The organism is Methylobacterium sp. GXS13 (genome assembly GCF_001455965.1).
Classification (GTDB): Bacteria; Pseudomonadota; Alphaproteobacteria; order Rhizobiales; family Beijerinckiaceae; genus Methylobacterium.
In genome coordinates this window covers 87364-113754 of sequence record NZ_LKKO01000102.1, presented here as the reverse complement: position 1 = coordinate 113754, position 26391 = coordinate 87364, and the positions used below count along the sequence as shown (strand labels likewise).

20 protein-coding genes are annotated in these 26391 nt (G+C 67.0%); 6 read left to right on the top strand and 14 right to left on the bottom strand.

Translation table 11 applies throughout. The features are described from left to right. Window positions 1–3 precede the first annotated feature (3 nt). From AO398_RS26975 to AO398_RS26955, 5 genes are read right to left on the bottom strand one after another with little or no spacing between them, the layout of a single operon-like run. On the bottom strand, window positions 4–726 hold the full coding sequence (locus AO398_RS26975) for an SDR family oxidoreductase (protein WP_058195359.1): 723 nt from the start codon (window positions 724–726) through the stop codon (window positions 4–6). 9 nt (window positions 727–735) lie between these two features. Next, the gene (locus AO398_RS26970) at window positions 736–963 is read right to left on the bottom strand and encodes a hypothetical protein (RefSeq protein ID WP_058195357.1); all 228 of its coding nucleotides are present in this window, start codon (window positions 961–963) and stop codon (window positions 736–738) included. Beyond that, complete coding sequence (locus AO398_RS26965) at window positions 963–2000, bottom strand: ketoacyl-ACP synthase III (protein ID WP_058195355.1); 1038 nt, start codon at window positions 1998–2000, stop codon at window positions 963–965. Before AO398_RS26965 ends, AO398_RS26970 begins: the two co-directional genes overlap by 1 nt. Next, on the bottom strand, window positions 1993–2307 hold the full coding sequence (locus AO398_RS26960; RefSeq protein WP_058195353.1) for a hypothetical protein: 315 nt from the start codon (window positions 2305–2307) through the stop codon (window positions 1993–1995). The genes AO398_RS26965 and AO398_RS26960 overlap by 8 nt, the downstream gene beginning before the upstream one ends. Further along, window positions 2273–3880 carry an HAD-IIIC family phosphatase gene (locus tag AO398_RS26955; RefSeq protein WP_058195351.1) on the bottom strand — a complete coding sequence of 536 codons (1608 nt, stop codon included), beginning with the start codon at window positions 3878–3880 and terminating at the stop codon, window positions 2273–2275. Before AO398_RS26955 ends, AO398_RS26960 begins: the two co-directional genes overlap by 35 nt. Window positions 3881–4076: 196 nt before the next feature. On the opposite strand from AO398_RS26955, the gene AO398_RS26950 reads away from it, so the two are divergent. Then, window positions 4077–5510 carry a MaoC/PaaZ C-terminal domain-containing protein gene (locus AO398_RS26950; protein WP_058195349.1) on the top strand — a complete coding sequence of 478 codons (1434 nt, stop codon included), beginning with the start codon at window positions 4077–4079 and terminating at the stop codon, window positions 5508–5510. Window positions 5511–5550: 40 nt separating this feature from the next. On the opposite strand, the gene AO398_RS26945 is transcribed toward AO398_RS26950, so the two are convergent. Together AO398_RS26945 and AO398_RS26940 are read right to left on the bottom strand one after the other, a co-directional pair. Beyond that, window positions 5551–5913: a hypothetical protein gene (locus tag AO398_RS26945; RefSeq protein ID WP_201025843.1), complete on the bottom strand. Its 363-nt coding sequence runs from the start codon at window positions 5911–5913 to the stop codon at window positions 5551–5553. A gap of 200 nt (window positions 5914–6113) precedes the next feature. After that, window positions 6114–6653, bottom strand: coding sequence for a hypothetical protein (locus AO398_RS26940; RefSeq protein ID WP_058195347.1), 540 nt, complete (start codon window positions 6651–6653; stop codon window positions 6114–6116). Window positions 6654–6998: 345 nt separating this feature from the next. Between AO398_RS26940 and AO398_RS26935 the strand changes: the two genes are divergently transcribed. The 3 genes from AO398_RS26935 to AO398_RS26925 all read left to right on the top strand — a co-directional run bounded on the left by AO398_RS26935 (window position 6999) and on the right by AO398_RS26925 (window position 12589). Beyond that, on the top strand, window positions 6999–7601 hold the full coding sequence (locus AO398_RS26935; RefSeq protein ID WP_058195345.1) for an acyltransferase: 603 nt from the start codon (window positions 6999–7001) through the stop codon (window positions 7599–7601). A gap of 235 nt (window positions 7602–7836) precedes the next feature. Next, on the top strand, window positions 7837–11748 hold the full coding sequence (locus AO398_RS26930) for a glycosyltransferase (RefSeq protein ID WP_058195343.1): 3912 nt from the start codon (window positions 7837–7839) through the stop codon (window positions 11746–11748). Between the two features lie 46 nt (window positions 11749–11794). After that, a complete protein-coding gene (locus AO398_RS26925) occupies window positions 11795–12589 on the top strand; it encodes an ABC transporter permease (protein ID WP_058195341.1) in 795 nt (264 codons plus the stop codon). Here AO398_RS26925 and AO398_RS26920 read toward each other — a convergent pair. The 3 genes from AO398_RS26920 to AO398_RS26910 form a co-directional block, all read right to left on the bottom strand. Beyond that, entirely contained in the window at window positions 12579–13097 is a 519-nt protein-coding gene (locus tag AO398_RS26920) for a hypothetical protein (protein ID WP_152997681.1), read from the bottom strand. The two genes, AO398_RS26925 and AO398_RS26920, sit on opposite strands and share 11 nt — an antisense overlap. 38 nt (window positions 13098–13135) lie before the next feature. After that, window positions 13136–16471 (bottom strand): Hint domain-containing protein, encoded by a 3336-nt coding sequence (locus AO398_RS26915; RefSeq protein WP_082643474.1) that lies wholly within the window; start codon window positions 16469–16471, stop codon window positions 13136–13138. A 393-nt stretch (window positions 16472–16864) separates the two neighbouring features. Then, window positions 16865–17128, bottom strand: coding sequence for a hypothetical protein (locus tag AO398_RS26910; RefSeq protein WP_082643481.1), 264 nt, complete (start codon window positions 17126–17128; stop codon window positions 16865–16867). Window positions 17129–17175: 47 nt separating this feature from the next. On the opposite strand from AO398_RS26910, the gene AO398_RS26905 reads away from it, so the two are divergent. Continuing rightward, window positions 17176–17430, top strand: a complete 255-nt coding sequence (locus tag AO398_RS26905) for a hypothetical protein (protein ID WP_058195332.1) — start codon at window positions 17176–17178, stop codon at window positions 17428–17430. Window positions 17431–17729: 299 nt separating this feature from the next. Then, window positions 17730–17939 (top strand): hypothetical protein, encoded by a 210-nt coding sequence (locus AO398_RS28695; protein WP_152997680.1) that lies wholly within the window; start codon window positions 17730–17732, stop codon window positions 17937–17939. A gap of 49 nt (window positions 17940–17988) precedes the next feature. Here AO398_RS28695 and AO398_RS26900 read toward each other — a convergent pair whose 3' ends face one another. From AO398_RS26900 to AO398_RS26885, 4 genes are all read right to left on the bottom strand, one after another. Beyond that, the gene (locus tag AO398_RS26900; RefSeq protein ID WP_082643473.1) at window positions 17989–19218 is read right to left on the bottom strand and encodes an EAL domain-containing protein; all 1230 of its coding nucleotides are present in this window, start codon (window positions 19216–19218) and stop codon (window positions 17989–17991) included. A gap of 358 nt (window positions 19219–19576) precedes the next feature. Further along, window positions 19577–19936 carry a DUF3307 domain-containing protein gene (locus AO398_RS26895; RefSeq protein WP_058195395.1) on the bottom strand — a complete coding sequence of 120 codons (360 nt, stop codon included), beginning with the start codon at window positions 19934–19936 and terminating at the stop codon, window positions 19577–19579. A gap of 125 nt (window positions 19937–20061) precedes the next feature. Further along, the gene (locus AO398_RS26890) at window positions 20062–24069 is read right to left on the bottom strand and encodes a VCBS domain-containing protein (RefSeq protein WP_058195329.1); all 4008 of its coding nucleotides are present in this window, start codon (window positions 24067–24069) and stop codon (window positions 20062–20064) included. A gap of 121 nt (window positions 24070–24190) precedes the next feature. Continuing rightward, the gene (locus tag AO398_RS26885; protein WP_058195327.1) at window positions 24191–26356 is read right to left on the bottom strand and encodes an adenylate/guanylate cyclase domain-containing protein; all 2166 of its coding nucleotides are present in this window, start codon (window positions 26354–26356) and stop codon (window positions 24191–24193) included. Between the last annotated feature and the right edge of the window lie 35 nt (window positions 26357–26391).

Here is a 26391-nt window from a genome sequence, read left to right as displayed (position 1 = left end):
CGATCATAGAGACGCTCCGCCATCGACTCGCAGGATCTCGCCGGTCACGTGCCGCGCCTGCGGCGACATCAGGAAGGCGATGGCGTCGACCACCGACGCGACCGAGGCAACGCCTGCCGGACTGCGCTTCTCCAGCGCTTCCTTGAAACCCTCGCCGTAGAGCCGTGCATGCGCCTGGGTCATCTCGGTGTCGAGCCAGCCTGGCGCGACGCCGACCGCCCGCCGGGGCGCGAGTTCCCGGGCGAGGCCGCGGATCAGCGCGTCGAGCCCCGCCTTCGAGGCGGCGTAGGGGACGATGGCCGGCTCCGGCCGCTGGGCGGCCACCGAGGAGACGGCGCAGAACACCGCGTCACGCGTCGAGATCCGGGCGTTGCCGAAGGATGCGGCGAACAAAGTCGGGGCGACGAGGTTCGTGGTGTAGAGGCGCTGGACCTCCTCCACGCTCAGGCTGCGCATCGGCTTGATGACCTGGACGCCGGCGCAATAGACGAGGCCGGTCAGCAGGCCGCGTTCGGCGACCGCGGCCTGCAGGGTCCCGGCGATGGCGGCGAGGTCGGTTACGTCCGCGGCGATGGTGGCGATCCCAGCCTCGGTCAGTTCGGCCAAGCGGTCCGCCCGGCGGGCGAGGGCGGTCACGGCCCCTTGCGCGGCGAAGCGCTCGGCGACGGCCCGGCCGATGCCGCTGCTGGCTCCGACGACGAGGATGTGTCCCGCGGGCTCCGCCATCGCCCGGCCTCAGGCTTCCAGCTCCGCGCCGGCGATGCCGAGCAGATCGTCGGTGGTCGCGGCCTCCGCGATCCGGGACGGCTCCACCTCGAGACCCAGCGTGTCGAACAGGGCCATGATGTTGAGGATGCCGAGGGAGTCGAAGGTCTCGATCTCACCGAGCTTCTGGCCGCGCGCGAGCGGCCCCGGCTGATCCAGGATCGCGCCGAGCTCGTCCAGGAACCCAGCCTCGGTCATCACGCCATCTCCTCGAACTTCAAAACCGACGGGGCGTAGATCCGATCGGTGCTGAGCGCGCACGCGCCCCAGCTCAGACCGACGCCGAACCCAGCCAGCACCGCGCGCAGGGGCCGGTGCGCGAAATCCTCCGCCAGGAAGCCCGAGATCGTTCCGGGGATCGAGGCGGAGTTCTGGTTCCCGTAGACGGATTGCGTGCCCGAGGGAAGCTTGCCGTCGTCGAGCCCCAGGCGCCGCTGCAGGTTCTTGAGAATGTACTTGTTCGGCTGGTGCAGGACGTAGAAGTCCGGCTCCTCCGGCCCCATCCCGGCGGCCGCGAGGATGTCGGTGATCAACGACGGCACGCGCTTCAGGGAGAAATTGAACACCTGCGCGCCGTCCATGTGCATGGAGGCCGGCTTGTCCGCATCCTCGGGATCCGCGCGCAGGCCGCTATGCGGGATGAACAGCGCCTTCTCGCCGGAGCCGTCGCTGTGCAGCTGGAAGACGCTCTCGGTCTCACGCCGCTCGATCAGGACAGCGGCGCCGGCATCGCCCATGATCGGGGTGATGGAGCGGTCGTTCGTGGCGACCATGCGGCTCGCGACGTCGCCGACGCAGATGAGCACGCGGCTCAGCCCGGATTCGACGAGGCTGTAGGCGACCGAGAGCCCGTACACGAAGCCGCTGCAGCCCAGCCGCATATCGAAGCAGAGCGTGTCGGTGCGCATGCCCAGCCGGTGCTGCATGCCGATCGCGGTCGAGGGCGAGCTGTAATCCGGGGTCTGGGTGACCAGGATCAGACCGTCGAGATCCGACGGCTGCAGGTCGAGGCCGCGCAGGAGCTCTCGGGCTGAGTTGAGGCAGAGGTCGGCGGTGGTGGTGTCGTCGCGCACGACGACGTGGCGGGTGGTGAAGCCCATCGCGCGCTTCAGGCGCTCGGCCTCCTCGGGGGACATCCCAAGATCCGCCGCCTCGGCGTCGAAGGCGAGCGCCCGGCCGCCGACCGTGGTGACCAGGCCGGCGATGCCCGCATGCCGGAAGCGCAGCTCAGCCACGGGCCACGGCCTGCGCGACGTAGTCGAACCAGCCCTGGAGCCGACGCAGGGGCGAGCGGGTGCTGTCGAGGATGCTCTCGTCGGCCAGCGGGACGTAGCGCCCGACCGCCTTCTCGACCTCGGACTCGGTCTCCAGCAGCAGCTCGACCACCGCGAAGGAGTCGATCCGCTCGTAGAGGTCGTCCTCGGGGCCGAGGCCGCTCAGCTCCGGCCGGCCCCAGGTCTCGACCAGGCGGTCTAGCGTGGTGCGGGCGGCCGTCGCGGCGGCGTGCTCACTCGGCGACGATGTGGACGTAGGCAGTGTCATCCGGTCCTCGGGTCAGTCGATAGTCCTTGCCCTCGGAGCCAGAGCCGATGAGCGCGAACCCGTTCTCGTCCAGGAAGGTCTCGACCATCCGGTTCTTGGCGCTGGGGCGATAGCGTGCCCGCAGCGCTGGGTCGGCCTCTTCCTGGCAGACGTAGCGCAGGACTTGGCTCTCAATGCGGCGCCCGAGCGCCCGGCAGCTCATCAGGAAGGTCTCGAGTTCGCCGCCGCGGACGATGGCGACGCCAACGACGCCCATGTCGCCGAAGCGGTCGACCACCCGGGCCGCGTAGACGCTGCCCTCGCGCATCGCGGTGGCGACCTCGTCCTCGGTGTAGCGCCGGGTGGTGAGGTTGAACTGGTTGGTCTTGTTGATGAGCTGCGCCACGCGCCGGAGGGCACCGGCATTGTTGCGGGTGACGTGCAGGCGGATGTCCAAGGAAGCGAGGTACTCGTCCATGGAGGCGGCCGAGCGCTGCAATTCCTGCCGCTGCGCCTCGCCGCGATACTGCTCGGTCTTCGATAGGTCTTCCGCGGTGACGTTCCGGGCCCGCAGGGACGCGATCCCGTCAAGCAGGGTCAGCGCCTGCTCGGGGCGGGTCCGGTCGAACAGGTGGCACTCGACGCCGGGCAGCCGGGCGCGGACCTCCTCGATCTCGAACGGGTTATCGTCGAGGAAGACGAAGCTATCGAGGCCGAGATTGAGCGTCTCGGCGAGCTCGCGGATGTTGTCGCTCTTCTCGGACCAGTTGCTGCGATAGGCCACGAAGTCGTCGAGGCGCAGGGGCATCGCGCGCTGCTCGAACACCGAGCGGAAATCCGCATCGTTGTTCTTCGTCACCGCGCAGAGCAGGATGCCGAGGCTTTTGAGGCGCAGCAGCTGCCGCTGGAGCTGGGTGTGGACGATCCCGGGATAATCGCTGTCGACCTCGAGGTTCTCGACGCCGTCCTCGCCGACGACGCCGCCCCAGAGGGTGTTGTCGGCATCGACCACCACGACCTTCCGGCGGGCCCGCAGTCGGGCCGCGACGGCGTCGGCATAGCGCTCGACCAGCGCGTCCACGGCGGCTGGCGCATAGGGCATTTGGTACATGTACCGGTTGCGCTCGCGCAGCGCGTTGGCGAAGCCGAGCTGCGCCAGGGCTCCCGCCGCGTCGATGACGCTGACCCGCTCATTGGCGCGCGCGAGATCGAACAGCACCGCGTTGATGCGCGCCAAAGCCTCCAGCTGCCCGTGGAGGTCGCTCTCCACCGACGAGACCGGCACGAACGGCACCGTGTTGAGGATGATCGTCCCGGAGGCCCGTGCGAGTCGGCCCGAGACCAGCTCGGCCAGAGCCCGGGCACGTCCGATCGCCGCCTCGTCCGGGGCGACATCGAAGAACCAGCGATGATCGAGATGGACGATGAGCGTGTCGACGGAGGCCGGGCCCGCCAGAACCTGCTCGATCTGACCGATCGGGAAATGCTCGCACGCGACCTCGGCAAGATCCGCGAGGCGGCCCGTCACCTTCCCGAACGGGTTGGTGACCACGTTTCCGACGAAGCCGAGCGACAGGACGCGAGCCGTGTTCATCCTCGATACCGGTCCTTGCGACATTCCAACGAATGCCTGCCCTCCGGCGATCGACCGGCCCCATACCTTATGTGCGAGCGTCGCCCTCTTGCGAGATCCGATATCATAAAGCAAGGGGGCCGGCCGTGTCGGGATCCGGCCCCCGCGTCGCCCGGGCGGGCGGACTCGGGCGCGTCAGTCGAAGAGGAGCGTTGCGATGGACGGAGCCGGCTCAAGCAACGCTCCCCTGGCATCACGAATCTGGTCGCAGGAGCACCAGATCGCGTTCGCCCAGGCCACCGGCGACGTCAATCCGATGCACATGGATGGCCAGGCGGCGCGGCGGACGCTCGCCGGGGGGCAGGCGGTCCATGGGGTTCACGCGGCGTTGTGGGCGCTCGATGCCTGCGCCGACGCCTATCCGCTCGCGCGGCTGAGCGCGTTGCAGATGCGGTTCGAGCGCTTCGTTCTGGTCGGGGACTGCAGCGCGCTCGTGGTGCACGAGGCGGATGCGGGGCAGATGCGTCTCTCCCTGGTGGTGGACGGCGTGCGCGTGGCGACGATCCAGGCGGTGTTGGGAGGAGAGCGACCGCGAGCCCAGCCCGTCGCGGCTGCGGTTGCGGCGATCCCGTCCGGGCCGGTCGCCGTCGCCCCCGGGACGATCGGCAGCGCGACGGGCGCCTTCCGGCTCCCCGGCGCGGCCGCCATCGCCGCGCTGGCGCCGCGGCTGGCGCGAGCCATCGGTCCTGCCCGGGTGGCGGCCCTCGGCGGACTCTCCACCCTGGTCGGGATGTTCGTGCCCGGCCTGCACTCGATCCTCTCGAAGATCGACGTCACGTTCACGGACGAGGCCGACGGATCGAGCCTCGCCTACACGGTGAAGCGATTCCAGCCGATGCTCCAGTCGGTGACGACCCAGGCCAGCGGGCCGGGCCTCGACGCGCGGGTCGAGAGCTTCGTGCGCCCACGCCCGGTCGAGCAGGAGAGCTGGGCGGACCTTGCGGCCCTGGTCAGCCCAGGTGAGTTCGCCGACGTGTCCGCCCTCATCGTCGGCGGCGGCCGCGGCCTGGGCGCGGCGACGGCCAAGCTGCTGGCGGCCGGCGGCGGCGCTGTCTGCATCACCTATGCGTCTGGCGCCTCCGAGGCGGAGGCGGTGGCCCGCGAGATCCGGGACGGCGGCGGACGCTGCCAGGTCGTGCGCTGCGCCGCCGCCCAGCCGGTCGGGCCGCAGTTTGAATCCCTCGCGATGCGACCGTCCCAGCTCTATCACTTCGCGACGCCGCGCATCTTTCGCCAGAAGCGAGCGCCGTTCGAGCCGGCCTGCTTCGAGGAGATGATGCGGGTCTACAATTACGCGTTCTACGATCTGAGCCTGTTCTGCCTCGAACGGCGCGACCGGCTGGCAGCCTTCTATCCGTCGACCACCGCCATCGACGAGGCGCCGCGCGATACCCTGGAATACGTGATGGCGAAGACGGCCGGCGAGACCCTCGCGACGACCCTGGCCCGGACGATCCCGAACCTGCAGATTGTGATCGAGCGGCTGCCCCGGGTGAAGACCGATCAGACCGCCACGATCTTTCCCGTGCCGGCGGCACCGCCCGGCGCGCTGATGCTGCCGATCATCCGGCGCCTGTCGTCGGAAGCCTAAGAGAAGCCGGCCGCAGAGCAGCGATTTCCGAGCTTGGCGTTCAGCGCCAGGCCGCCCCTCCGGCGGCCGAGCTTGAGAACGCATCGCTGCCGCCCTGGACGCCGGCGGTGCCCAAGGGATTCCCGCGCGTATCGGTGCTCAGGTTCAGATCCCTCTGGACCAGACCGGGGGGCGCGGGGTCGAAGGGCTCGACCGGATTGAAGACCTGCTGGCCGCCGAAGAGCGGCTTGACGACGGTCTCGGGACGCACGGAATCCGTGCACAACCCCGTACAGATCGGCTCGACCAGATCGGTCTGCTGGCAGATCGGCCGCATCACGCCCCTGACGCAGGCGCACCGGCAGGCCGCCCAAGCCTGTGAGGGCAGGAGCAGCAGGGAGCAGAGCAAGAGGATCGACCGCATGGCGCGCTGCCCTTGGTGACGCCGCCCCGATGGAGGAGGCGGGATGATGGTAGCAGGCCGACGCCACGGTCGCGAGCCGTGGCGTCGGCCTGTGATGAAGCCGAAGGGGCGATCCGCCTTCGAGCCTCGAACGAGATCGTGTCCGAGGCGGAGCACTGAGACCGCGATACGCTCACAACATGGCCGGTCGGCAGACCGGCTCAGTGTGCCGGCGCGGTTTCGTGATCCGTCTCCTCGTCCTCGGGCGCCTCGTCGTCCTGATCGGCCTCGTCCTGGGCGTCGTCGGCCTCGTCCTGTGACCCTTCGGCGACGGTGAAGAAATCTCCCTTCCGGAGCGCCTCGCCGCCCGTCACCATCATGCTGAGATAGGTGTTGAGGGTGTTCGGAGCGACATCGGGCAGCCGGTCGGCGATCTCGGCATGCGACAGCCCCTGCGGTCCAGCGCTCGCGAGCAGGGCCTTCAGCCGCCCCTTGGCCGAGTTCGCCCGCGGACCCCGGGCCCCGCGTCGTCCGACCCGGGCCGAGGAGGCGCGATCCTCGCCGGACGCCCCCGATGCGTCGGACGCGTGAAGGAGTGACGAATCCTTCAAGGGCACGCCTTCCACGATCGCCATCAACGCAGCTTCGGCCGCGCGCAGCTTGGTCAGTTCCGCCGCGATCCGATCGTAGTCGCTCTGGAGCGCGGCCTTCCGCGCCCGCACGTCGACCAGTGCCTTCGTCAGGGTATTGTCTTCAGCCATCGGCTGGCCTCACCGCATACACGCATCCGGGAGCGGCCATAGGTCATAGGACCCTCCGAGCGTCAACACTGGACCGCACTCCCGTCGGATTCATCCGATGACGGTTCAGGCGGGGGCCGAGTTGTGAGAGGCAGGGCGTCTGGCCTAGAGACATTGGAAACGTTTCCGCTGGACCGAGCCGGCCTTCGCGGAGGCGCCGAATATCAATGATTCTCACCGTCGTCCGACAGATTCCCTCCGCCCCTAGCAGACTTCTCGCCCGCGGTGCGGCAGCGCATCCGGCGGATCGCGCCAGCAGCCGGGTCGCGCACGGATCGATCTGAAGCTGAATTCGTAGAGCCACCTATGCCATTGAATATCGTCGATAAGGGAGAGAACAATGTCATCGACATCGACGCCCGCGACCAGCACGCCCAAGCCGGAAAAATCTATATCAACGGCGATAACAATTATATCCGGATAGGGCGCGGCTGCGTCTCCGATAAAGATATGCACATCGTCATCGAATCGAATTGCAAATTTGATATCGGCGAGGATGTTCGCTTGGGGATGGCCAATATCTATATCGGTCCGGGCTCGATGCTCCGCGTCGGCGACAGAACCGGCTTCACCGGTCTGGTCCACCTCAACCCGGTCGAGGCAAAGGCGATCGAGATCGGGACGGATTGCTCGATCGCATCCGGGGTCTGGATGACCACGAGCGATTTCCACTCGATCGTTAGCCGAAGCGGGGGCAAGCGGTTGAACCCAGCAAAGTCCGTCCGCGTGGGCAACCATGTCTGGATCGCTAACCAAGCGACGCTACTTAAAGGGGCCACCATCGGCGACAATGCGATCATCGGCGCGCACGCGGTGGTCACCGGATTCGTGCCGCCCCATTGCGTGGCCGCCGGCAATCCCGCGCGCATCGTGCGCGAGGATGTGACCTGGCGGTCGGACCTGATCTGACGGCCAGTGCCGAGACGACGGGGCAAAGGACCGAAGGCTGGAGCTTGATATTTACCGGGCGCGCCTGTTCCGATAGGGCGAGAGCCGCCGGCGAAACGCGTGCACGGCGCGATGATCCGCCCTCGACATAGCTGCTGCGAAGACATGCTCGTCCGCGCTACAGGCCTCAACACAGCCGCCGGAGGAGACCGCATGCCGGATCGAGCGCATTAGGTGGCACCGTGAGAACCACGCGTTGAAGACCCTCTACGGCCTGTATTACAGCTGGGCGGGCTCCGCCGGAGCGCGTTCGAGCCGCAATCCGCTGATCCGGCTCGCGGCCAGCGGCGGCCTTCCCCCGGCGAACGATATCGCCTCGGCGGAAGAGCAGATCGCGACGCTGGAGCCGTATGTCGATGCCGCCTTCTACGCGAGCTGGTACGGCATCACCCGCGACCCGGTGCGCGACTACCTCGCCATCGGCTGGCGCGAAGGCCGGGATCCGCGACCGGATTTTTGCACCGCCGACTACCTCGCCGCGCGGCCCTATCTCGCCCGGGCCGGCATCAACCCGTTCCTGCATTGGGTGACGGCGCAGCGCGCAAATGGGGAGGGCCTGTCCAAGCCTGACACCAAACAGGCCGAGCGCCTGGCGCGCCGCCGCGTGGACGGCGCGTACTACCTCGCCCACAACCCCGACCTGCAGGCCGCCGGCGTCGACCCGGCGGCCCACTACATGGCCTCGGGCTGGCGCGAGGGTCGCGAGCCGTCGCCGCATTTCGACACCCTGGCCTACTGTCTGACCCGAAACATCTCCTACACGACCCAGAATCCGCTGGTGCACTACGTCCTGCACGGCGGCCCGGCCCGACCCGAGCCAGAGGAGCTCTCGGCGCTCCAGGCCGAGACGCTCGCGCCCTATTTCGACGTCGCGTATTTTCGCCAAGGGCTGGACGGACCGGAGGAGGTCTCCGACGCGGAGCTGCTTCGCACCTATGTGAGCAGCGGCTGGCGGAAGATGCGCAGCCCGCGCCAGGATTTCGACCCGGCCGGCTTCGTGCAGGCGCGCGCCGGCAGCCGGGCGGTGATCGGCGACCCGTTCTTCCGCGCCATCGCCGAGACGCAGCTCTCCGGCGGCACGCCGTTCTCCGGCGAGGACCAGCCTAAGTTTCCCGCCGTCGACGAGGCCTGGTACCGGGCGACCTACCCGGACGCGCAGGGATTGGCGCCCTACGTGCATTTCTCACGGGCTGGCTGGCAAGAGCTGCGCGATCCGGGCCGGGGCCGCTCGACCCTCGACGCACTGCTGCGGGTCTGCGGCATGCGCCCAGCGCGTCCGCCCGCGGAGGACAGAGGCTGGCTCGGCGAGATCGGGGGCGTGTCCCTGGACCGGGCAGCATCCCTGGACCTTCAGGCCGGTCTGGCGGCGCTGCATTTCGACCACGCCTTCTACCGGCAGCGCTACGGCCTAGCAGAGGACGTGGACGCGGTCCGGGACTATTGCACCACCGGCTGGCGCCGGGGCCGCAACCCGCGCGCCGACTTCAACGGCTGGGCCTACCGCGCCCATCATCCCTACGTCGAGGCGACGGGTATCGCCCCGTTCGTCCACCACCTCGCCACCGCGCTGCTGCGCGGCACCGATCTCTCGGGTGACGCCTTCAATCCGGGCTACGGCACGCCGCCCGCGGCTGAGGATGCAGAGCTGCTGGAGCAGGCCCGGCTGATCGATCCGTACTTCGACGCAGCCTGGTACCTCAAGCGCTATCCCGACACGCGCGGTTTCGAGAACGGGCCGGCCATCCACTTCCTGTCCCACGGCCAGGAGGAGGATCGCGACCCGAGCAAGGCCTTCTCGACCCGCTTCTATCGCCGGGCCTACGGCCACCTGTTCGCGCCGGGCGAGACGCCGTTCCTGCACTACGTGCGCACCGGCCGCGCCGCCGGGCTGATGGGCTGCCCCGAGGATCTCAGCAGCTGGCCGGCCATGGAGGCCCCCGAACCGCAGGACTGGGACGGCCTGCCCCGTGCCCTGACCCTCGCCCAGGCCCGGGTCGTCGTGATCATGCCGGTCTACAAGGGCCGCGGCGAGACCCTGCGCGCCATCCACGCCTGCCTCGCCGCCCCGCAGAAAACCCCGTTCACCCTGCTCGCGGTCAACGATCGGTCCCCCGACCTGCGGCTCTCCGCGGACCTGAGGGACTTCGCCGGCCGCGGCCTGTTCCACCTCGTCGAGAACCGGGAAAATCTCGGCTTCGTCCGCTCGGTCAACCGCGGCCTGTCCCTGCGCCAGGGCCGGGCCGTGGTCCTGCTCAACTCTGACGCCCAGGTGTTCGACGACTGGCTCGACCGGCTCGTCGCCCATGCCGAGAGTGCCGAGGCGGAAGGCCCCGCGCCGGTGGGCAGCGTCACGCCACTCTCGAACAATGCCACGATCTGCAGCTACCCGCGCTTCAACGCCAACAACACCATGGCGCTCGAGATCCCCCGGACCGAGCTCGACCAGGCGGCGAGCACGCTCAACCGCGGCCGCTCGGTTGAAGTGCCCACCGGGGTCGGCTTCTGCATGTACATGACAGCAGAGGCGCTCGACGCGGTCGGCACCCTCGACGAAATCGCCTTCGGCAAGGGCTACGGCGAGGAGAACGACTGGTGCATGCGCGCCCGCAAGGCGGGGTTCTCCAACCTGCTGGCCGAGGACGTGTACGTCTACCATGCCGGGCAGATCTCGTTCGGGCTCGACCCGGGCGGCGAGTACGACCAGGGCCAGGCGGCCTTGCTCGCCAAGCACCCGGACTACCCGGCGCTGGTCGGCCAGTTCGTCCAGGCCGATCCGGGCCGGCGCGGCCGGGCGCGGCTCGACCTGTACCGGCTCGCCCGGCACTTCCGCGGCCGGGCGGTGCTGTTCGTGACCCACAGCTGGGGCGGGGGCATCCAGCGGCACATCGACGACATGATCGCCCGGCTCAAAGCCGAGGGCACCGCCGTGGTGCTGCTCTCGGTCGACCGGGCCCGGAACATCCAGGTCAACGTCTCGTACCGCAGCCGCGAGTTCGTGTACCTGCCGAGCCTGGACAGCCTGTACCTGCCCCGCGACGCCGATGCGGTAGCCGCGTTCGTGGACCAGCTGGCGCCGCGCCTGATCCACGTGCACTCGCTGGCGGGGCTGCGCTGGAACGCGGCCCGCGCGCTGATGGACCTCGTGTCCGGCGCGGGGCGGCCCTATGCGTGGACGCTGCACGACTTCTCGCCGGTGTGCCACCGCAACCACCTGGTGATGCCGGACGGGCGCTATTGCGGCCTGGCGCCGGTGCCCCTGTGCCGGGACTGCCTGGCCGCGGACGCGAACGGCTACGAGGAGCCGGACCCGAAGGAGCGCCGTGCTGCGTTCGGGCGGTTCCTGGCCGGGGCGGCGCGGGTGTTCGCGCCGTCCGCCGACACCGCGGGGCGGATCGGGGCGGTATATCCGGATCTGGCGATCACGGTGCGGCCGCATGTCGAGCACGAGCGCAGCGTGCGCTCCACCGCCCTGCGGCGCAAAGGACGCGTACGCCGGGTCGCGGTGCTGGGTGGAATCAGTATGCCCGAAGGCGGGTTGCTGCTTCAGGCCTTGGCAACCGACGCCCGCAAGCGAGACCTCGCGCTACAGTTTTCGATTGTGGGCTTCTCAGATCCGGCGCTGACCGGCGGCCTGAAGCGGGCCGGCGTTACTGAGACGGGATCCTACTCCTCCGACGACCCGACGCTTGATCGGGTCGCCCGGGCTGCCCTGCAGATCGCCGAGACCGGGCAACACTGGGAGGATGAGGAGATCCTCGACATCCTGCTGAAGGTTTCTGCCGACCTGATCCTGCTACCGGTGATCTGGCCCGAGACCTACTCCTACGCCATGGCCCTGGCTCTGCGAACCGACCTGCCGGTGGTGGCCTTCGACCTCGGCGCCCGGAGTAATCGCTTACGCGCCTATCCCAACGGCCACGTCCTGCCCCACGCTCTTGCCAGCGACCCAGCGACACTGAACGACCAACTGATGGCGATCGACATCACGGTTGATGGACCGTTCTCCGTTCCGGCTCCGGAGGCGGAGTACGGGGACCTGATGCGCGACTACTACGCCCTCAACACCGTGAGGCAGGCCCCTCCGGCACATCCAGGCAACGCACTTTAGCCCAGTTTTTCGTGGAAGCAGACGGAGAAACGCAGAGGCCACCCCGATGTCCGCTCTCCTGACGGCTCAATCACAAAAAAGCCCGGTCGAGTCCTACCTGCACGTCCTGCACGCCCTGATTTTGCGGGACATGCGCACACGCTTCGGAGCCTCGATATGGGGCTACGGCGTGGTGGTTCTGTGGCCCTGCGTCCACGTTTTTATGTTGATCGCGATCTACACTTTCCAGAAGCTGGCAGCGCCCCTGGGCGATAGCAGGCCGCTATTTTTCGCCACAGGCGCTGTCCCAGTACTGGTCTTTCAATACATATCGCGCGAAGTGATGAAATCAGTCATCATGAATCGTCCATTGACATATTATCCTCAAGTCAAACTCTTCGACTTGGTTTTCTCCCGCATACTTGTCGAGATCGTCACTGGCTTTCTTGCATTGCTGGTTGTAGTTTCAGTTTTAATTGCTTTAGGCACCAATCCTATACCGGCAAATCCGATTGTAGCCGTTTCCGGCTACGTGGCCGCGATTATCTTGGGCATTGGAATCGGGACAATCAATGTCGCAATCATCGGGTTTTTTCCCGGATGGATGATCGGCTATGCGCTCTTCAGTATTCTTATGTACGTGTCGAGCGGAGTTATGTTCCTGCCGAGTTTCATGCCCGATAAGGTCTATTATTGGATGAAATTTAATCCGGCTCTGCAATGCGCAGAATGGGTCCGATCAGCCTACTATCCATATGCAGGCATTCAAGTTGACTATCTGTACGTCATTATGTTCGGCCTGACAGCCGCCAGCATTGGTTTGCTGCTTGTCAAGCACGTTGTCAGCAAGCTTAACGCTTAAGTAGCATTGGGATGAGTTTGTTGACCCGGCAAGACAATCGCCTGCCTAGACCGGCCAGCAGACCGGTCCGGTCATCGCGCTCGGCCGAGGGCATCACGCTATCGATTACCAGGGCCCGGGGCCGGGACTGTCGCTCGGTCCCCTCGCCATGCGGCTCGACGCGAGCCCGGCGCAGCTGTTGCGCCTGGTCGAGCAGGAAGGCCAACTGTCGATCCAGTTCGATCTCATCGACAGGCTCGGCCAGCGCGCATGCCAGCCGTTCCTGAAGGTCCTCATCGAACGCGGCGATCGGATCGAGGGATCTGGGCGAGCCCGGCAGCATGGCGCCATCGCCCTCACGGCGCACCGCGATCGTGCAGCGGGCGAGCGCGGGCAGCGCACCGTCGGGAAACGCGAAATCGAAGCCATACCGCCCGTGGCCGATGCCCGCGCGCACGAGATCCGCGCGCGGCCGGTCGGCGAGGCAGCGGCCCACCACCCGGCCATCGACCGAGACGAACACGCTCACGGGAGTGTCGGGGGCGGCGGTGTCCCGCGCCCAACCGATCATCTGCCGGCGCGAGAGCTGGTCGGGGTGTCCGCGCAGAGCCATGGATCGTCCTCAGAGCTGCGCGGGATCGGATCGACTCGGGCGGCTGCGGCGATCGCGGCCTGGATCCGCAGCGTACCGATCGCCGCACCATCGGTCGACCGACGGGCCTCGACCGTGTGTGCGGCCTCGGGCGCTAGGGGCAGCTTCAGGTCGAAGGCGTGGCAGCCGTCGCCGATGCCGGCGGCCTCCAGATCGGCGCGGTAGATCTCGGCGCAGGCCATGGCGACCACGGCTCCATCGACCACGATGTCGAGGCACACCGGTCCGTCCGGATGAGCGAGATCCTGCGCCCATCCGGCGATGCGGGCCCCGTCGCACAGGTCGAGGTGGCCGAGCAGTTCGCCGAGGACCCGCGCGGGCGGCGTTGGCAGGCCGGCGCGGAGGGCGAGGCTGCGGCGGACCGCCTCTAGGGCATAGCCGTCCGTGACCCGCGGGGCGCAGTAGATCGCGGCGACCGGCCATGCCGGCTGATGCGGGTACTGGGCGCGGTAGCTCGCAGCGTTGTGGAAGATCGCCCGGCCGCCGTCGTCGACGAAGCTCTCGGCCGGCGCCCCCTCGGCGAGCAGCACGTCGTGGCTGTCGAGTTCGATGTGCCAGTAGGTGACGCCCTCGACACGCTCGGCCTTGACGATGGTGACGCCGTTGACAAGGTGCTCGGCCGGGATCAGCGCGCCGTCGAGGTACAGCGCATGATCGGGCGAGACCCACAGGTCGCGGGTCGGGATGCCATCGGCCAGCGCCCCGGCCTTCACACACACCGGCAGGACGGCGGGGTTGGTGTTGGCGAAGCGACCGATATAGCTGCGGGTGCCGATCCAGCGGATGGGACGGTGCTGGCCAAAGGCGGTCACGACCACATCGCCGATCCCCAGCGCCTCGACGGCGACCTCGCCACTGTCCGTCAGGATGCGGGTGCCGGTGCAGTAACACGGGGCGTTGTTGGCTGGCGGGGTCGGGTTCGTAGAGTTGGTCGGCGTCGCGGCGCGGACGATCGTGTTGCCCTGGCCGTCCACCGTCGCCGTGAAGCTGGTCGTGCGCGGGGCCGACAGCACGAAATTCTCGCTCACCTGTCCGCCGCCGGTGCGGGTGCCGATGACGGTGATCGAGCTGTTGGAGCTGTTGTAGCTGACGCTGGAGTTGGTCAGACCGGCGAGGGCGAGCTCGTTGCCGGAGCCAAAATTGGTCAATGTGTTGGTGAAGGTGCCGTTGGTGGCTGGCTGGGCCGCAACGTCGAGTCCCAGCCGAGCGGTGGCGTTGCCGGATAGGTTGGCGAATGTGATCGCACCTGTGCCCGCTGAGGCCGCGGACCCGAGGTTCAGAGTTCCGGACTGGATCGTCGTGCCACCCGAGTAGGTGTTGGCGCCCGACAATGCGAAAGTACCGGTCCCCGCCTGCACGACAGAGCCGCCGCCGGAAATCGCACCCGCGTTCGTGAGATCGCCCATATGCGCGAAAGTCAGCGTGCCGGCATTGGCCACATCGCCCGTCAGCGAACCGTTGGCACCGACCGTCAGACCGGCTCCGCGATTGACCGTGATGCCAGACGTGTACGTCTGAGCATCCTGGACGGTCCACGTGCCGTTCTGAACGGCCAGCACCTCAACGTTGACGACGTTGCTTAGGCTGCCTGTCGTCGCACCGCTGTTGGCGCCGAGCGCGGCGTCCACACCAGTTCTATCGTCGAGGCGCAGGTTGAGCGTGTCCCTCCCGGCACCGCCATCGATACGCCCGACGACGGACGATCCCGTATAGAGATTCAGTGTATCATCGCCGCCCTCCAGGTTTATGGCGCGGCCGGAATTGCCGGTAATCACGCCGTAGTTGGAGAGTGTATCGTTGCCCTCGCCGGTCTGGATCGCCGAGCCGTCCCCGCGGATGAACCGGACCGATCCCGCGTCGGCCGCGGTGTAAGTCCGGCCGTCGAGCGTCCCGACGGTGCCTGGATCCGGCGCGCCGTCCTGACGCAAAACCGTCCCGGACGGCACCCCGCCGTTCCCCGTGATCGTCCCGAAGTTGGTGATCGTGTCGTTGTCGGCGGCCGTCCCGGTCTTGTTCTCCAAGCGGATGGCGTAGCCGCTCTGCCCGGTGATCGTGCCCGAAGCGTTGTTGGTGATCTGCGTAGCCGCGACGCCGCTGCGGCTGCCGGCGGTGTTCGAATCGTTGTTGACGACGATGCCGTAGGCCGCGCCGCGGATCGTGCCGCTGTTGCTGACGCTGCCGCCGCCGATCGAAATGCCTTCGCTGTTGTTGAGGCGCCCGTTGCTGTCGTAGCCGCCCGCTCCCGTCCCCTCAATGGTGCCGCCGGCGCGGTTGAGAATCGTGGCGCCACCGTCGATGTCGACCCCGTCGCCGTCGCCGTCTACGGTTCGGTAGCCCGCTCGATCGTATTGCGGGGCGTAGGCGCCGCGGATCAGACCGGAATTCGTCACCTGCACCGTGGTGGCCGACGCCCCCGTCGTGTCGGCTCCGACGCCCGAACCGTTGCGCCCGATGATCTGCCCGCCGGCCTCGTTGACGACGCGGATGTTCGTCGCCCCGGTCACGCCGACGTCGACGCCGTGCTGGGCGCCGGTGATCGTACCGAAATTATCGATCCGATCGCTCGTGGCATTGTCCTGATTGATCCGGACGCCGCGGGAGACATCGTAGGTCGTCGCGGTCGAGGTGCTGCCACCGACCGGGTTGAGGCTGTTGTTGGTCGCGGCGTCGTTGACCGGTCCGTTGCCGTTGATCGTGCCGTAATTGACGAGGGTCTGGTGTGAGCCCAGCCGGATCGCGTCGCCGTTATCGCTCTGAATGAGCGCCGCGGTGTTGCCGGGAGCGCCGTTGGTGAGGGTCCCACCGCTGATGAAGTCGGTGGTCGGCGCCCCCGCGGCGCCGAGGGCGGCGTTGTAGGTGATCGCGAACTCGGTCCCCGGGTTGGTCCCGCCAACGCCCGGCGTGAAGTTCGCGCTGCTGGCGACGATCTGGCCGAGGTTGGTCAGATCGATCTTGCCGTTCACCGACTGGCTGCGGATGGCGTCCTGGTTGAGGGATTGCACGCGGCCATTCGCACCGATGGCGATCGTGCCGGCGATCGGGTTATTCGCGACGTTGATCGCGCGCTGGCCTGATGCGGTGTCGTTGAGCGAGCCCTCGATATCGACCGTGACAGGTCCGGCCGCCGCCGTCACCGACACGCCGATTCCGGCGGTCTGTGTCCGCGTCGTACCGGCGTCCAAGGTGTAGGTATCGGGGGCCGTGATCGTAAAAGGAGTCGATTGCGCGCCGGACGGAATCTTTTGAGGCATCGACTCGGATTCCTTTACCTTCTCTGGACCGATCGCTAGCTACACGCCTGCGAATTATACAGAATGAGAATTGCGTTTATCTGGCATAGAATTTTCGTGACGGACCGATGACACCACCACCACTTGATACCTAGGAATACCCGGGGCGGCTGGGGCAGGCTGCCGTTTATGAGGCGCCGTGGCGGCAGGGTTACAGCACCGGAGCTTGCAATCAGCTGGACCGGTGATCCTATCCGATGGTGCGCTACGACAGCGAGCCAATCGAAAGCGCTGAAGCCGTCAGGCGTTCGTGCGAGGCGCGAACCGCGGGCGATGGAGGATCATCGACGGAGCCGGTATGCAGGTGCACTGGCCATCACGCTCGACGCTCATCCCCTCGGGCGCCGGTCCGGATCAATGCACTATCCGGCTGACGGCGGCGCCAAACGACGCGAGACCGTCCCGCTCGACGGCCTTCATGAAAGCGCGGTAGGCGTCCAGCTCCGTCGCAAAGCGCTCCCGCCATTCGGTGGCACCGCTGGACATGTGGACGACGGTCAGCCGCCAAGGATCCTGCGTACCCGCGAACCGAAAAATCTCCACATCGACCGTCTCACCCTCGCGGATGTATGGTCCGGATAAAGTGGAGTGCTCGAAATCGCGGTCCTCGTCGTCCACCACCGGCTGCCTTGGGTGCGCTCAACGTCACTTAGAAACTGGGACATATGCACCACGACATCATCGCCGTGGGACGCAACCTCCGTGATCTCCGGGACCAGCCCGGCGCGCCGGGCGATCTTTGTCAAGACCAGCTCGAAGGACGATGGCCACACTACACCGTTGGCCTGGAGCATCTGGGTGGCTGTCGCGAGCATATGGGATTGCTTTGGCTGAATCATCATGCCCGCGACGCGCTGTTCGAGCATGCGTTCGACCAGCGCGGTCGCCAACCCAGCGAACTCGGCCAGCCTGTCGGGTGATGCGTCGGCGTCCGACCTTGGAAATCGACCTTCGCTTCCAGATTTTCGGAGCACCGCCCTGGCTCACCTCCTTCGGCAATTCGCGCGGCGTATTCAAGCTGGCCAGTCGATCGCGCGCGCATACATCACTCGCGGATAAAGCGTGACCTTGGCGGCGCTGTTGGATTGATTTCCGCCGATGCTGCAGACCAACGGGCTGTGCAGCCACGACTCCCTGCAGATCCATCGCATTGATCGAATCCGCTAAACGCGCCCCTCATGGGTCGCATGGTCCCCTCTCGTCCGAGGAGGCCGGACCCATGACCATCACCGCCTCGATCAACACGGTCGGCGTCGTGCGCGCTACAGAGATCATTCAATCGGCGCGCGCTGCTGCAGCGCTCGAGTGTCGACACGAACGTCAGTGGGTTCTGATCGAAATATCTCGATCGATCGTGACCGGGCTTCAGGATCACCCCGATAAAGGACTTCTCGGCGGACAGCGGCGGGTCGTCGACATCCGTGTATAAAACCGGCCAAGTTCAGAAAATTAATTTTTTGCAAAAATAAATCAGCATCTTACCGCGGCAGATCTACAACCGAACTCAAAGCCTCCATAAACTGCATGGGCCTACCGTAAAGGTAGCCCTGCCCATACACGCATCCCATTCCGTTCAGCGCTACGGCCTGCTCTGGCCGCTCGATGCCCTCCGCCACGACCGGTAGTCCAAGCTCGTCGGCGAGTCGAACGATCATCTGTATGATCTTGAAGCTTTTGGGATCGTCCATCATCGATCGGACGAAGCCGCGATCGATCTTGATAGCCGTGGCAGGCAGCGTGCTCAGGTAATTCAACGAGGAATATCCCGTCCCAAAATCGTCGATAGCGACTCCAAATCCGTACTCACGGAGCTTGTGGAGCGTTGCGATTGAACGATCGGGGTCTTTTATCAGACCGCTCTCCGTAACCTCAAAGCGCAGCGAGCTGGTTTCAAATCTCCCATCCCGGACCAAACTCTCGACCAAATCGAGAAAATCGCTCTCAAAGAGATCCTGTGCGGCGATATTCAGATTCAGAAACAGCTTCCCAGGCCCAGGCCCGTCGCGCCCATTGCAATCGGGCAACCGAGGGATCAGCTCGGCGACGATCTTCAAGGCGACCAGGGTCAGTCGGGATATCAGTCCCGACGATTCCGCCACCGGGATGAATTGTGAAGGCGGGAGTAAGCCTCTTTCCGGATGCTGCCATCGCATCAGCGCTTCGAACCCGACGGTATAGGCTGTATCAAGTCTCACGATCGGTTGAAACACCATGAAGAACTCAGCCCGATCTATGCCGGACTGAATTTCCTGCTCGAGCCGCAGCGTTTCGATGGCTTCGCGAAAGTATGGAGATGGGTTGTGTGGCTCGGATGGAAGCGGAGCGGCCGGTCGACCGCCGGCGCCCTCGAGCCGCGCAACCGTTGCCCGGTAGCGCTCGAGCACGACGCTCAAGCACATGCGGAGGATGGGGTCCGTTCCGGAAATTCGCCGCGCCAGTTGCTCGCGCGTGATGACGATCAAGACGCTGTCTGCCAGCGCTCGGACGGTGGCCGAGCGTTTTCCTCCATCCAGGATCGCCATCTCGCCGACGACCTCGCCTGGCCCGCGGCACGCCAACACGAGATCGCCATCCGAGCGCGTCGCAAATATTTCAAGGCGCCCCTCCTCGATGAGGTAGGCGGCATCGCCCGCATCACCCTCGTTGAAGAGAGTGACACCGGCGCAGAGCTGCACGCGATGCAATGACGGCGGTGACACGACGGGCACGATGACTCGCGGCTAGAGATCGACCAACCTAGGGCGTGGAAAGCCTCACAGAAATCCCTAAAGGAACCATCCTACGGCACGATCCGAGGTAGCCTTGTTGACGATCGATACCGAAATCCGCAGCAAGTGGACGGCTATAGCCTTCGATTGCTTTCATACGTGGGCGCGATTTGCCAGATCCAGTCGGGCGCGCCGGTGGGGCAGATCTGCATGTTCGTGGCTCCGCCCCTCGGCTGATCAAGGCGTATATTCGATAACCCCAGATGCCACAAAAAATTGACGCGCCGCCTGTCAGTCAAGAGGCATGTCGTTGAGAAACGGCATCGGGCTCGATTTGACATGGCGGCGACCGATGCGGTCAGAGAGCCACCATCGATACCGACAGGACGACATTTGTAGCTTGGTGCAGGAATTGATCGAAGCCGATCAACCACCAGAACCGCACATCCGTGATCGGAAACTGAAACCTATGCGCACAGAGCGTCTTGCCGCGGTCGATCAGCCAGTGCACGACCAGATCGACCCCGCTCAACCACCATAGGCTTGGTCGAAATACGGCCACGATCGTCAAGGTGCCGAGTGCGTGTACCCCGGCATGGGCGGCGAGCGGAGGGCCCCAACCACGCAGCCGCTCCTTGCCGCGCGCCATCCACTCGGTTTGGACCAGGAAGTCTGCGATGAAATGCTTGACCGCCATCGCGATCAGGAGGGCGCCCATCGTCAGGACGGAGCCGTCGGTCTCAAACAGTCGCACAGCTTGGCGCCCCGGGGGATCGAGGTGCCAAGCTGTGTACGAAGATGGTCAAGAAGCCCCTAATCGTCGCAGACACGTCGCGGACGCGATCAGACGATGTGGAGATCATCGGCATGCGCCGTCAGCGCCTGCTTCGTGACATTCAGAAGGGTGAGGCTGTGACCGAGGAGGTCAGTGATGACGACGCCGCCGACACCATCGTGGGCCGCCGCCAAGACGGCGCTGACGGAGTTGAACACGGTGTGGTCGAACTGGAGGACGTCCTTGACGACATCGAAGCCGTGGACGGTATCATGCCCGAACTGTCCGCTGAACACGAAGGTGTCAGGCCCTGCGCCGCCGGTCATGTCATCATCACCGGGCCCGCCGATCAGCGCGGTCGGCCCGTTGCCCGCGGTGAGGTGATCGTCGCCGTTGCCGCCGTCCAGCACCGTCGGACCGTTCGATCCGGACAAGATTTGGCCGGGCCCGTCATTCATCCCTGTCGCGTTCACGTAAGTCACACTCGGATTACCGACGGTGATCGTCAGGCTGGCGCTCGAACTGCGCCCCTGCTGGTCGGTGACGAGGTAGTTGAAGACGTCCTGTGCGACCGTGTCTGACGGCAGCCCCCCCGGATAGGCGTGATAACTATAGCTGCCGTCGGCGGACAGCGTCAGGATGCCGTAATCGCCCACCACGGGAATAGCGAGGGGACCGATTACGGGAACCGCTAGCCCGGTGTTCACGCTCGCGACGGAAATCATGTGTAGGCTTGCACTGGAGCCGTTGCCCGTGTCGTTGGCAAGAACACCGTGCTGCGCATCCACCGTGATGGCTCCCCCCTTGGCGACACCGCCGATGTCGGCCAGGGCGAACGGAGCCGGCGATGCGGGCGCCGCAGCCCCGGCCAATTGGATGACCACATCCTGGGTGGCGACGCCGCCATGGTGGTCGTCGACCCCGATCGTCGAGGTCACAACGGCCGTCTGACCGGCGCCGAGGAAGGCGAACGCAGCGTCCGCGAGATCGTAGCTCCAAGCGACCGAACCCGCATTCGCGATCGGGCCGGACGCCCCGATACTGAAGGCGTGCTCCAGCACCGCGGTTTGCGCGGCGGTGAGGTTCAGGGCGTGGCCCGAGGCATCGAGGGCGCTGATCGTCTGCGCCAAGACCGAGGCCGTCGGACGATCCGTGAGGTCGGGGTCGGTGAAGTGCAGGCTGCCCGAGGCGTGCTCGACCCCGGATCCCGTCGGGGTCCTCAGGCTCAAGGAGGCTCCAGACGTCGCCACCCCGTCGAACACCGGGGCATCGTTCACCCCGGTCACGGTCAGGGCGAGCGTGGCCGTAGCGGTGTGCCCGAGCGGATCTCGGGCCGTGTAGGCGAAGCTGTCGACCCCGGTCCCGCCGGCCGCCAACGCAACGGCGTGATCGGCGCTGTAACTGTAGCTGCCGTCCCCGTGCACGGTCAGGGTGCCGTACTGGCCTAGGACGCTCAGTTGCCCGGACGCCATCGCGACGATAGCCCCACCGACTGGGCCGGCGGAGGCCACCGAGGCCCCCGGGACGTTGGCCAGAAGGCCGTGGGCTGGATCGGCGTTCAGCCGCGCGGCGGCGATCACCGCGCCCGCGGCGTCGGTCACGGAGAGCGGGTGATCATGGACCGGAGCTGGGACCGACGAGCCGGCACCACCACTCGGTCCGGTCCCCACCGGTACTGAACCGGTCGCGGGCGGATCCGGTGGCGCCGCGTCGGCGCTGGCCAAACGGATGACCACATCTTGTGTGGCGACGCCGCCATGGTGGTCGTCAACCCCGATCGTCGCGGTTACAACGGCCGTCTGACCGGCGCCGAGGAAGGCGAACGCGGCGTCCGCGAGATCGTAGCTCCAAGAGATCGAGCCCGCGTTCGCGATCGGGCCGGACGCCCCGATACTGAAGCCGCGCTCCAGCACCGCGGTTTGCGCGGCTGTGAGGTTCAGGGCGTGGCCCGAGGCATCGAGCGCGCTGATCGTCCGCGCCAGGACCGAGGCCGTCGGACGATCCGTGAGGTCGGGGTCGGTGAAGTGCAGGCTGCCCGAGGCGTGCTCGACGCCGGATCCCGTCGGGGTCTTCAGGCTCAAGGAGGCTCCGGGCGTCGCCACCCCATCGAACACCGGGGCATCGTTCACCCCGGTCACGGTCAGGGCGAGCGTGGCCTTGGCGGCATGCCCGAGCGGGTCTCGGGCCGTGTAGGCGAAGCTGTCGACCCCGGTCCCGCCGGCCGCCAACCCGGCGGCATGATCGGCGCGATAGCTGTAGCTGCCGTCGCCCAACACCGTCAGGGTGCCGTACTGGCCGGCGAGGGTCAGCGGACCCGACGCCATCGCCACGATGGCCCCGCCGACGAGGCCGACTGAAGCCACCGAGGCCCCCGGGACGTTGGCCAGAAGGCCGTGCGCGGTATCGGTGTTCAACCGCGCGGCGGCGATCACCGCGCCCGTGACGTCGGCCACGGAGAGTGGATGATCGGGGATCGGGGCTGGGACCGATGATCCGAGACCCGAGCCGCCAGCCGTCCCCACCGGCACCGAACCGGTGACGGACGGATCGGATGGCTCCGACCCCACGACCGACGTGGCAGCCCCCGATGGGACCGCGTCGCCGTTCGACGATGGTGTCGAGCCGGAGGAGGGGGTGTGGGCCTCCGCCGGCAGCGGTTGTATCACGGATCGAACTTGGACGACCGCTTGCGACTCCGGGACCGCGAGCGGCGTCCGCTCCAGGGCTGGAACGACCGCCGCCGCCGGAGCCTCGATCTGTGAAGACCCGACCGCTTCATTGCCGGCGCCGGGGCCACCGGCGTGCGTGGAGGTATGGGGGTCCGGCGCCGGCTGCATCGGTACCTGAACGACGGCGGCCGTCGAATGTATCGCGGCTTCTTGCAGGGTCGTGACGCTTGTTGGCACAGCCGCATCCTGGGCCCTCGCGCTCTGCGCGTCCGCGGAAGCGAGGACAGATGTCGCAGTCGGAGGCGCGGCTTGAGAATGGTCGCCGGGCGATCCCTGCGGTGCGGGCGCGGCTGGAAGCGGCGTAGTCGTCGGGGGCGCGACGAGGTTCGGGGGACTCGACGACCCTGCGGCCGGGGCGTGGGTCTGCGTCGGGGTCGAGGTCGGGCTCGGCGCGGGGACGACGGGGTTCTGGACCCCGCTTGCGACGGTCGCGAAGACGCCCTTCAGAAACCCGGTCTCGTGATCGGTCTCGACCGCGGTCTTCGCGGCGGTGTTGATCGCGATCTGACCCTGCCCGTTCGAGGTCACGGTTGTGACCGTGGCGGGATCCGAGACGGTGAACAGGACGTGATTGGGATCGTCGCGGTCGAAGACATCGTAGCGCCCGGTATGCCCGTCGGGCTCCGTCATGACCGAGAACTTGACCGCCCCATGATCGCTGGCGATCTCGACGTGCACCGCCGTCCCGCGAATGCCCATCGTGGCGGACGGGGTGGCAACCTTCATGTCGCCCGACTTCGCGGTCTGACCGGCGACGAAGGTGATGATGCCTTGGACAAGGCTGAACAGGGCGTTGTTTCCGGTCGCGCCAGGCTGGAAGGTCATGCCATCGACGACCATCCGGGATTCGCCGTCGAGGTTGAACGCGGTCCCATCGACGAAGATGAGCCCCAGCTTGCCGCCGTCATCCGTCTGGACGACGTCGCCCTTGAAGATCGGGTCGCCCGGGTGCAGCACAACCGTGACGCCGTTGCGTAGCGCGGAGGCGCCGCCGCTGGCACTCTCGACCCGGCCGATCGCCCGCGGCGCCTCCGGGGCGTTCTCGGCGGCCACCCGAGCCTCCTGGGCGCCGACGAGGGAGGCGATCAGCGCGTCCGGGAGCAGAGCGCCGTCCGGAGAGCGCAACACGGGACGAGTGGTGGCGTCGAAGTAGTCGTGGATCACGACGCGGTGGTGTGCGTCCGACACGACGAGATCCGATTGGACACGCGCATAGTGCCCTTGAAACAGGAGTTCGGCATCGACCACGATGTCCGAACCGCCGCCAGCGGGGTGCTCGACGACGCTGACCAGACCGAAGGCTCCGGACGATCGGGATAGATCGGTCGGATCGTGTGTCGGCAGCATCGACGCCTCGGAACTTCGGCGACGGGAATGGCCGCCGCATGGCACTCTGCCTCGCGCTGCTTAAGGATCCGGTGACGGTGCAGGCGAATCTCGAGGCGGGTCTTCGGGATTTCGGCTCGATTCAAGCCGCTCGGTTCAGGACCAAGTCGCTGTCGCCGGCGTCCAACCGGCCGGCGTGGAACGCCGCCAACGGATCCTGGGGATCGTCGGCGTGAACTCGGCGCATCTGGTCGGATGCACCGGGATCCCGGCGTGCGAGCGCCTCGAACGCAGCATCGTACCGATCGAAATGGGCGGTATTCGCAGCGGTTGGGACGACCACGGTATAGATCTCGGTCGCCGCAGCCTTGCCCTTCAGGATGATCCCGCCGACCGCGCGGAAGCGCAGGCCGGTGACCTCACCGGTTCGCTCGACGGTCGCTTGAGAGACGCAGATCGACGTGCCGAAGCGCTTGTTGATCGCTTCCAGCCGTGCCGCCGTATTGATGGCATCACCATGGGCCGTGTAGTCGAAGCGGCGAGCGCCCCCGAAGTTGCCCACTACCGCCGGGCCGGTGTTCACGCCGATCCGCGTCACGCCGAAGCCGCTCGTGTGCTGCGCCGCGAAGCCGCGCGCGAACGCATCGATCTCGAGGGCGCACGCGACCGCCCGGGACGCGTGGTCGGGTTGATCGAGCGGCGCGTTGAACATCACGTGGACGGCGTCGCCCACGATCTTGTCGATCGTGCCACCGTGACGAAAGGCGACGGCACACACACCGTCGAGATACGCGTTCAGGGCTCCCACCAGTTCGGACGGCTCGGAGCGCTCGGTAAAGCTCGTGAACCCTTCGACGTCGGTGAACAGGAACGTCATCTCCCGCTCCTCCCCACCCAGTCGTAGCCCGGAGGGGTCGCGCGCCAGGGTCTCTACGAGGTCGGGGGACAAGTATTGCTTGAAGGCCGTCCGCAACGCGCGCGCCTCGCGCTCCGCGACGTAGTGACGGGTCAGGGCGGCGGTCACGAAGGCCAGGGGGGGCAAACCCAGCATGAGGCTGGCATCGACGAGCACACCGCATCGATACGCGACCCACGCGAAGCTGGCCGCTCCCAGGACAACTGCGGTGAGGAGGCCGACGGACCAGCGCAGGCGCGCGACCGCGACGAGGGTCGCCGCCGCCACGGCGATCGCGACCGCGAGGAACGTCTCGACCGACCCCGCCCAGTACGGACGAACCAGGATGTCTCCGCGCAGGATCTGCTCGATGGCACCCGCGTGGATGTTTACCCCCGGTTCGAAGCCGTCGAACGGCGTCGCACGCCGATCGACCAGACCCAGGGCGCTCGCCCCGACGAGGACGATCCGTCCGGCGATCCGTTGGCGCAGCGCCTCCCGCTTTTCCGGGTCGTGCTTCGCTGCAAGGACCTGCGCGGCCGACACGGTCGAGCGCTCGCCCCGCTCGGAAAAGCGTAGTCGCATCGAGCCGTCGGCTTCCAACGGGATCCTTCGGCCCGCGAACTCGAGATCATAACCGACGATCGCACCGCTCATGCCGGCGGATCGCACGCCCCTCAATAGGACCAGGGGCGATTGCGCATGGGCGAGGCGAAGGACGGACAACACCAGCGAGGGTATCGGCGCATCCTCCAGCTTGAGGACGAGCGGCATGCGCCGGATGATCTCGTCGGTCTCCCCGGCGACCATGAAGCTCCCCTGGTCGGCGGCCGCCTGCTCGAGCGCCGGCAGGTTCCGGATCGCGCCGCGATACGGCGGGAGCGCCTCGAGTTGGGCCGCGTCCTGACGGAGGAGGCCACCTGCCTTCGGTCGCCCGGCTCCGTTCGGGTCCCGGATCAGACCGAAGCCGGCGACGACGCGACCGCGGGCGAACACACGGGCCAGAACGTCGTCGTTGTCCGGCAGCGGTCGACCGGTCGCGCCGTCGGACCGCACCACGGCGAGACCGAGCCGGGAGGTCCAGTCCGCCGCGAGGCGACGGGGGGATGTGCGATCGGCCTCCGAGAAGACGATGTCGAGCCCGATCGCACGGGCGTCGCTGTCCTGCAGGACCTCGATCAGTTCCGCCACGGTATCGCGCGGCCACGGCCATTGACCGATCTGAGCCAGCGACGCGTCATCGATGTCGATCACGACGACGTCGTCCCGGCCGCCATCGGAGAGCGGGCGACCGGCTCCCCTCTGGAGCGTGTCGAAGGCCAGCGCCTGCAACCGGAGAAACGGGGTCGGATAGGCGGCGCGTGCTCCAAGTACGGCGAACGTCACCGCCAGCGCGGCGAGCAGCGGCGACATCCGCCGGATCCCGGGTCCTCCGCCCGACCAGAGGC

Bases quoted from the DNA above. Each gene is read 5' to 3' on its own strand.
- AO398_RS26975 (WP_058195359.1), bottom strand. From the start codon at position 726: ATGGCGGAGCCCGCGGGACACATCCTCGTCGTCGGAGCCAGCAGCGGC.
- AO398_RS26970 (WP_058195357.1), bottom strand. From the start codon at position 963: ATGACCGAGGCTGGGTTCCTGGACGAGCTCGGCGCGATCCTGGATCAG.
- AO398_RS26960 (WP_058195353.1), bottom strand. From the start codon at position 2,307: ATGACACTGCCTACGTCCACATCGTCGCCGAGTGAGCACGCCGCCGCG.
- AO398_RS26955 (WP_058195351.1), bottom strand. From the start codon at position 3,880: ATGAACACGGCTCGCGTCCTGTCGCTCGGCTTCGTCGGAAACGTGGTC.
- AO398_RS26950 (WP_058195349.1), top strand. From the start codon at position 4,077: ATGGACGGAGCCGGCTCAAGCAACGCTCCCCTGGCATCACGAATCTGG.
- AO398_RS26945 (WP_201025843.1), bottom strand. From the start codon at position 5,913: ATGCGGTCGATCCTCTTGCTCTGCTCCCTGCTGCTCCTGCCCTCACAG.
- AO398_RS26940 (WP_058195347.1), bottom strand. From the start codon at position 6,653: ATGGCTGAAGACAATACCCTGACGAAGGCACTGGTCGACGTGCGGGCG.
- AO398_RS26935 (WP_058195345.1), top strand. From the start codon at position 6,999: ATGCCATTGAATATCGTCGATAAGGGAGAGAACAATGTCATCGACATC.
- AO398_RS26925 (WP_058195341.1), top strand. From the start codon at position 11,795: ATGTCCGCTCTCCTGACGGCTCAATCACAAAAAAGCCCGGTCGAGTCC.
- AO398_RS26915 (WP_082643474.1), bottom strand. From the start codon at position 16,471: ATGCCTCAAAAGATTCCGTCCGGCGCGCAATCGACTCCTTTTACGATC.
- AO398_RS26905 (WP_058195332.1), top strand. From the start codon at position 17,176: ATGCACCACGACATCATCGCCGTGGGACGCAACCTCCGTGATCTCCGG.
- AO398_RS28695 (WP_152997680.1), top strand. From the start codon at position 17,730: ATGACCATCACCGCCTCGATCAACACGGTCGGCGTCGTGCGCGCTACA.
- AO398_RS26895 (WP_058195395.1), bottom strand. From the start codon at position 19,936: ATGGGCGCCCTCCTGATCGCGATGGCGGTCAAGCATTTCATCGCAGAC.
- AO398_RS26890 (WP_058195329.1), bottom strand. From the start codon at position 24,069: ATGCTGCCGACACACGATCCGACCGATCTATCCCGATCGTCCGGAGCC.
- AO398_RS26885 (WP_058195327.1), bottom strand. From the start codon at position 26,356: ATGTCGCCGCTGCTCGCCGCGCTGGCGGTGACGTTCGCCGTACTTGGA.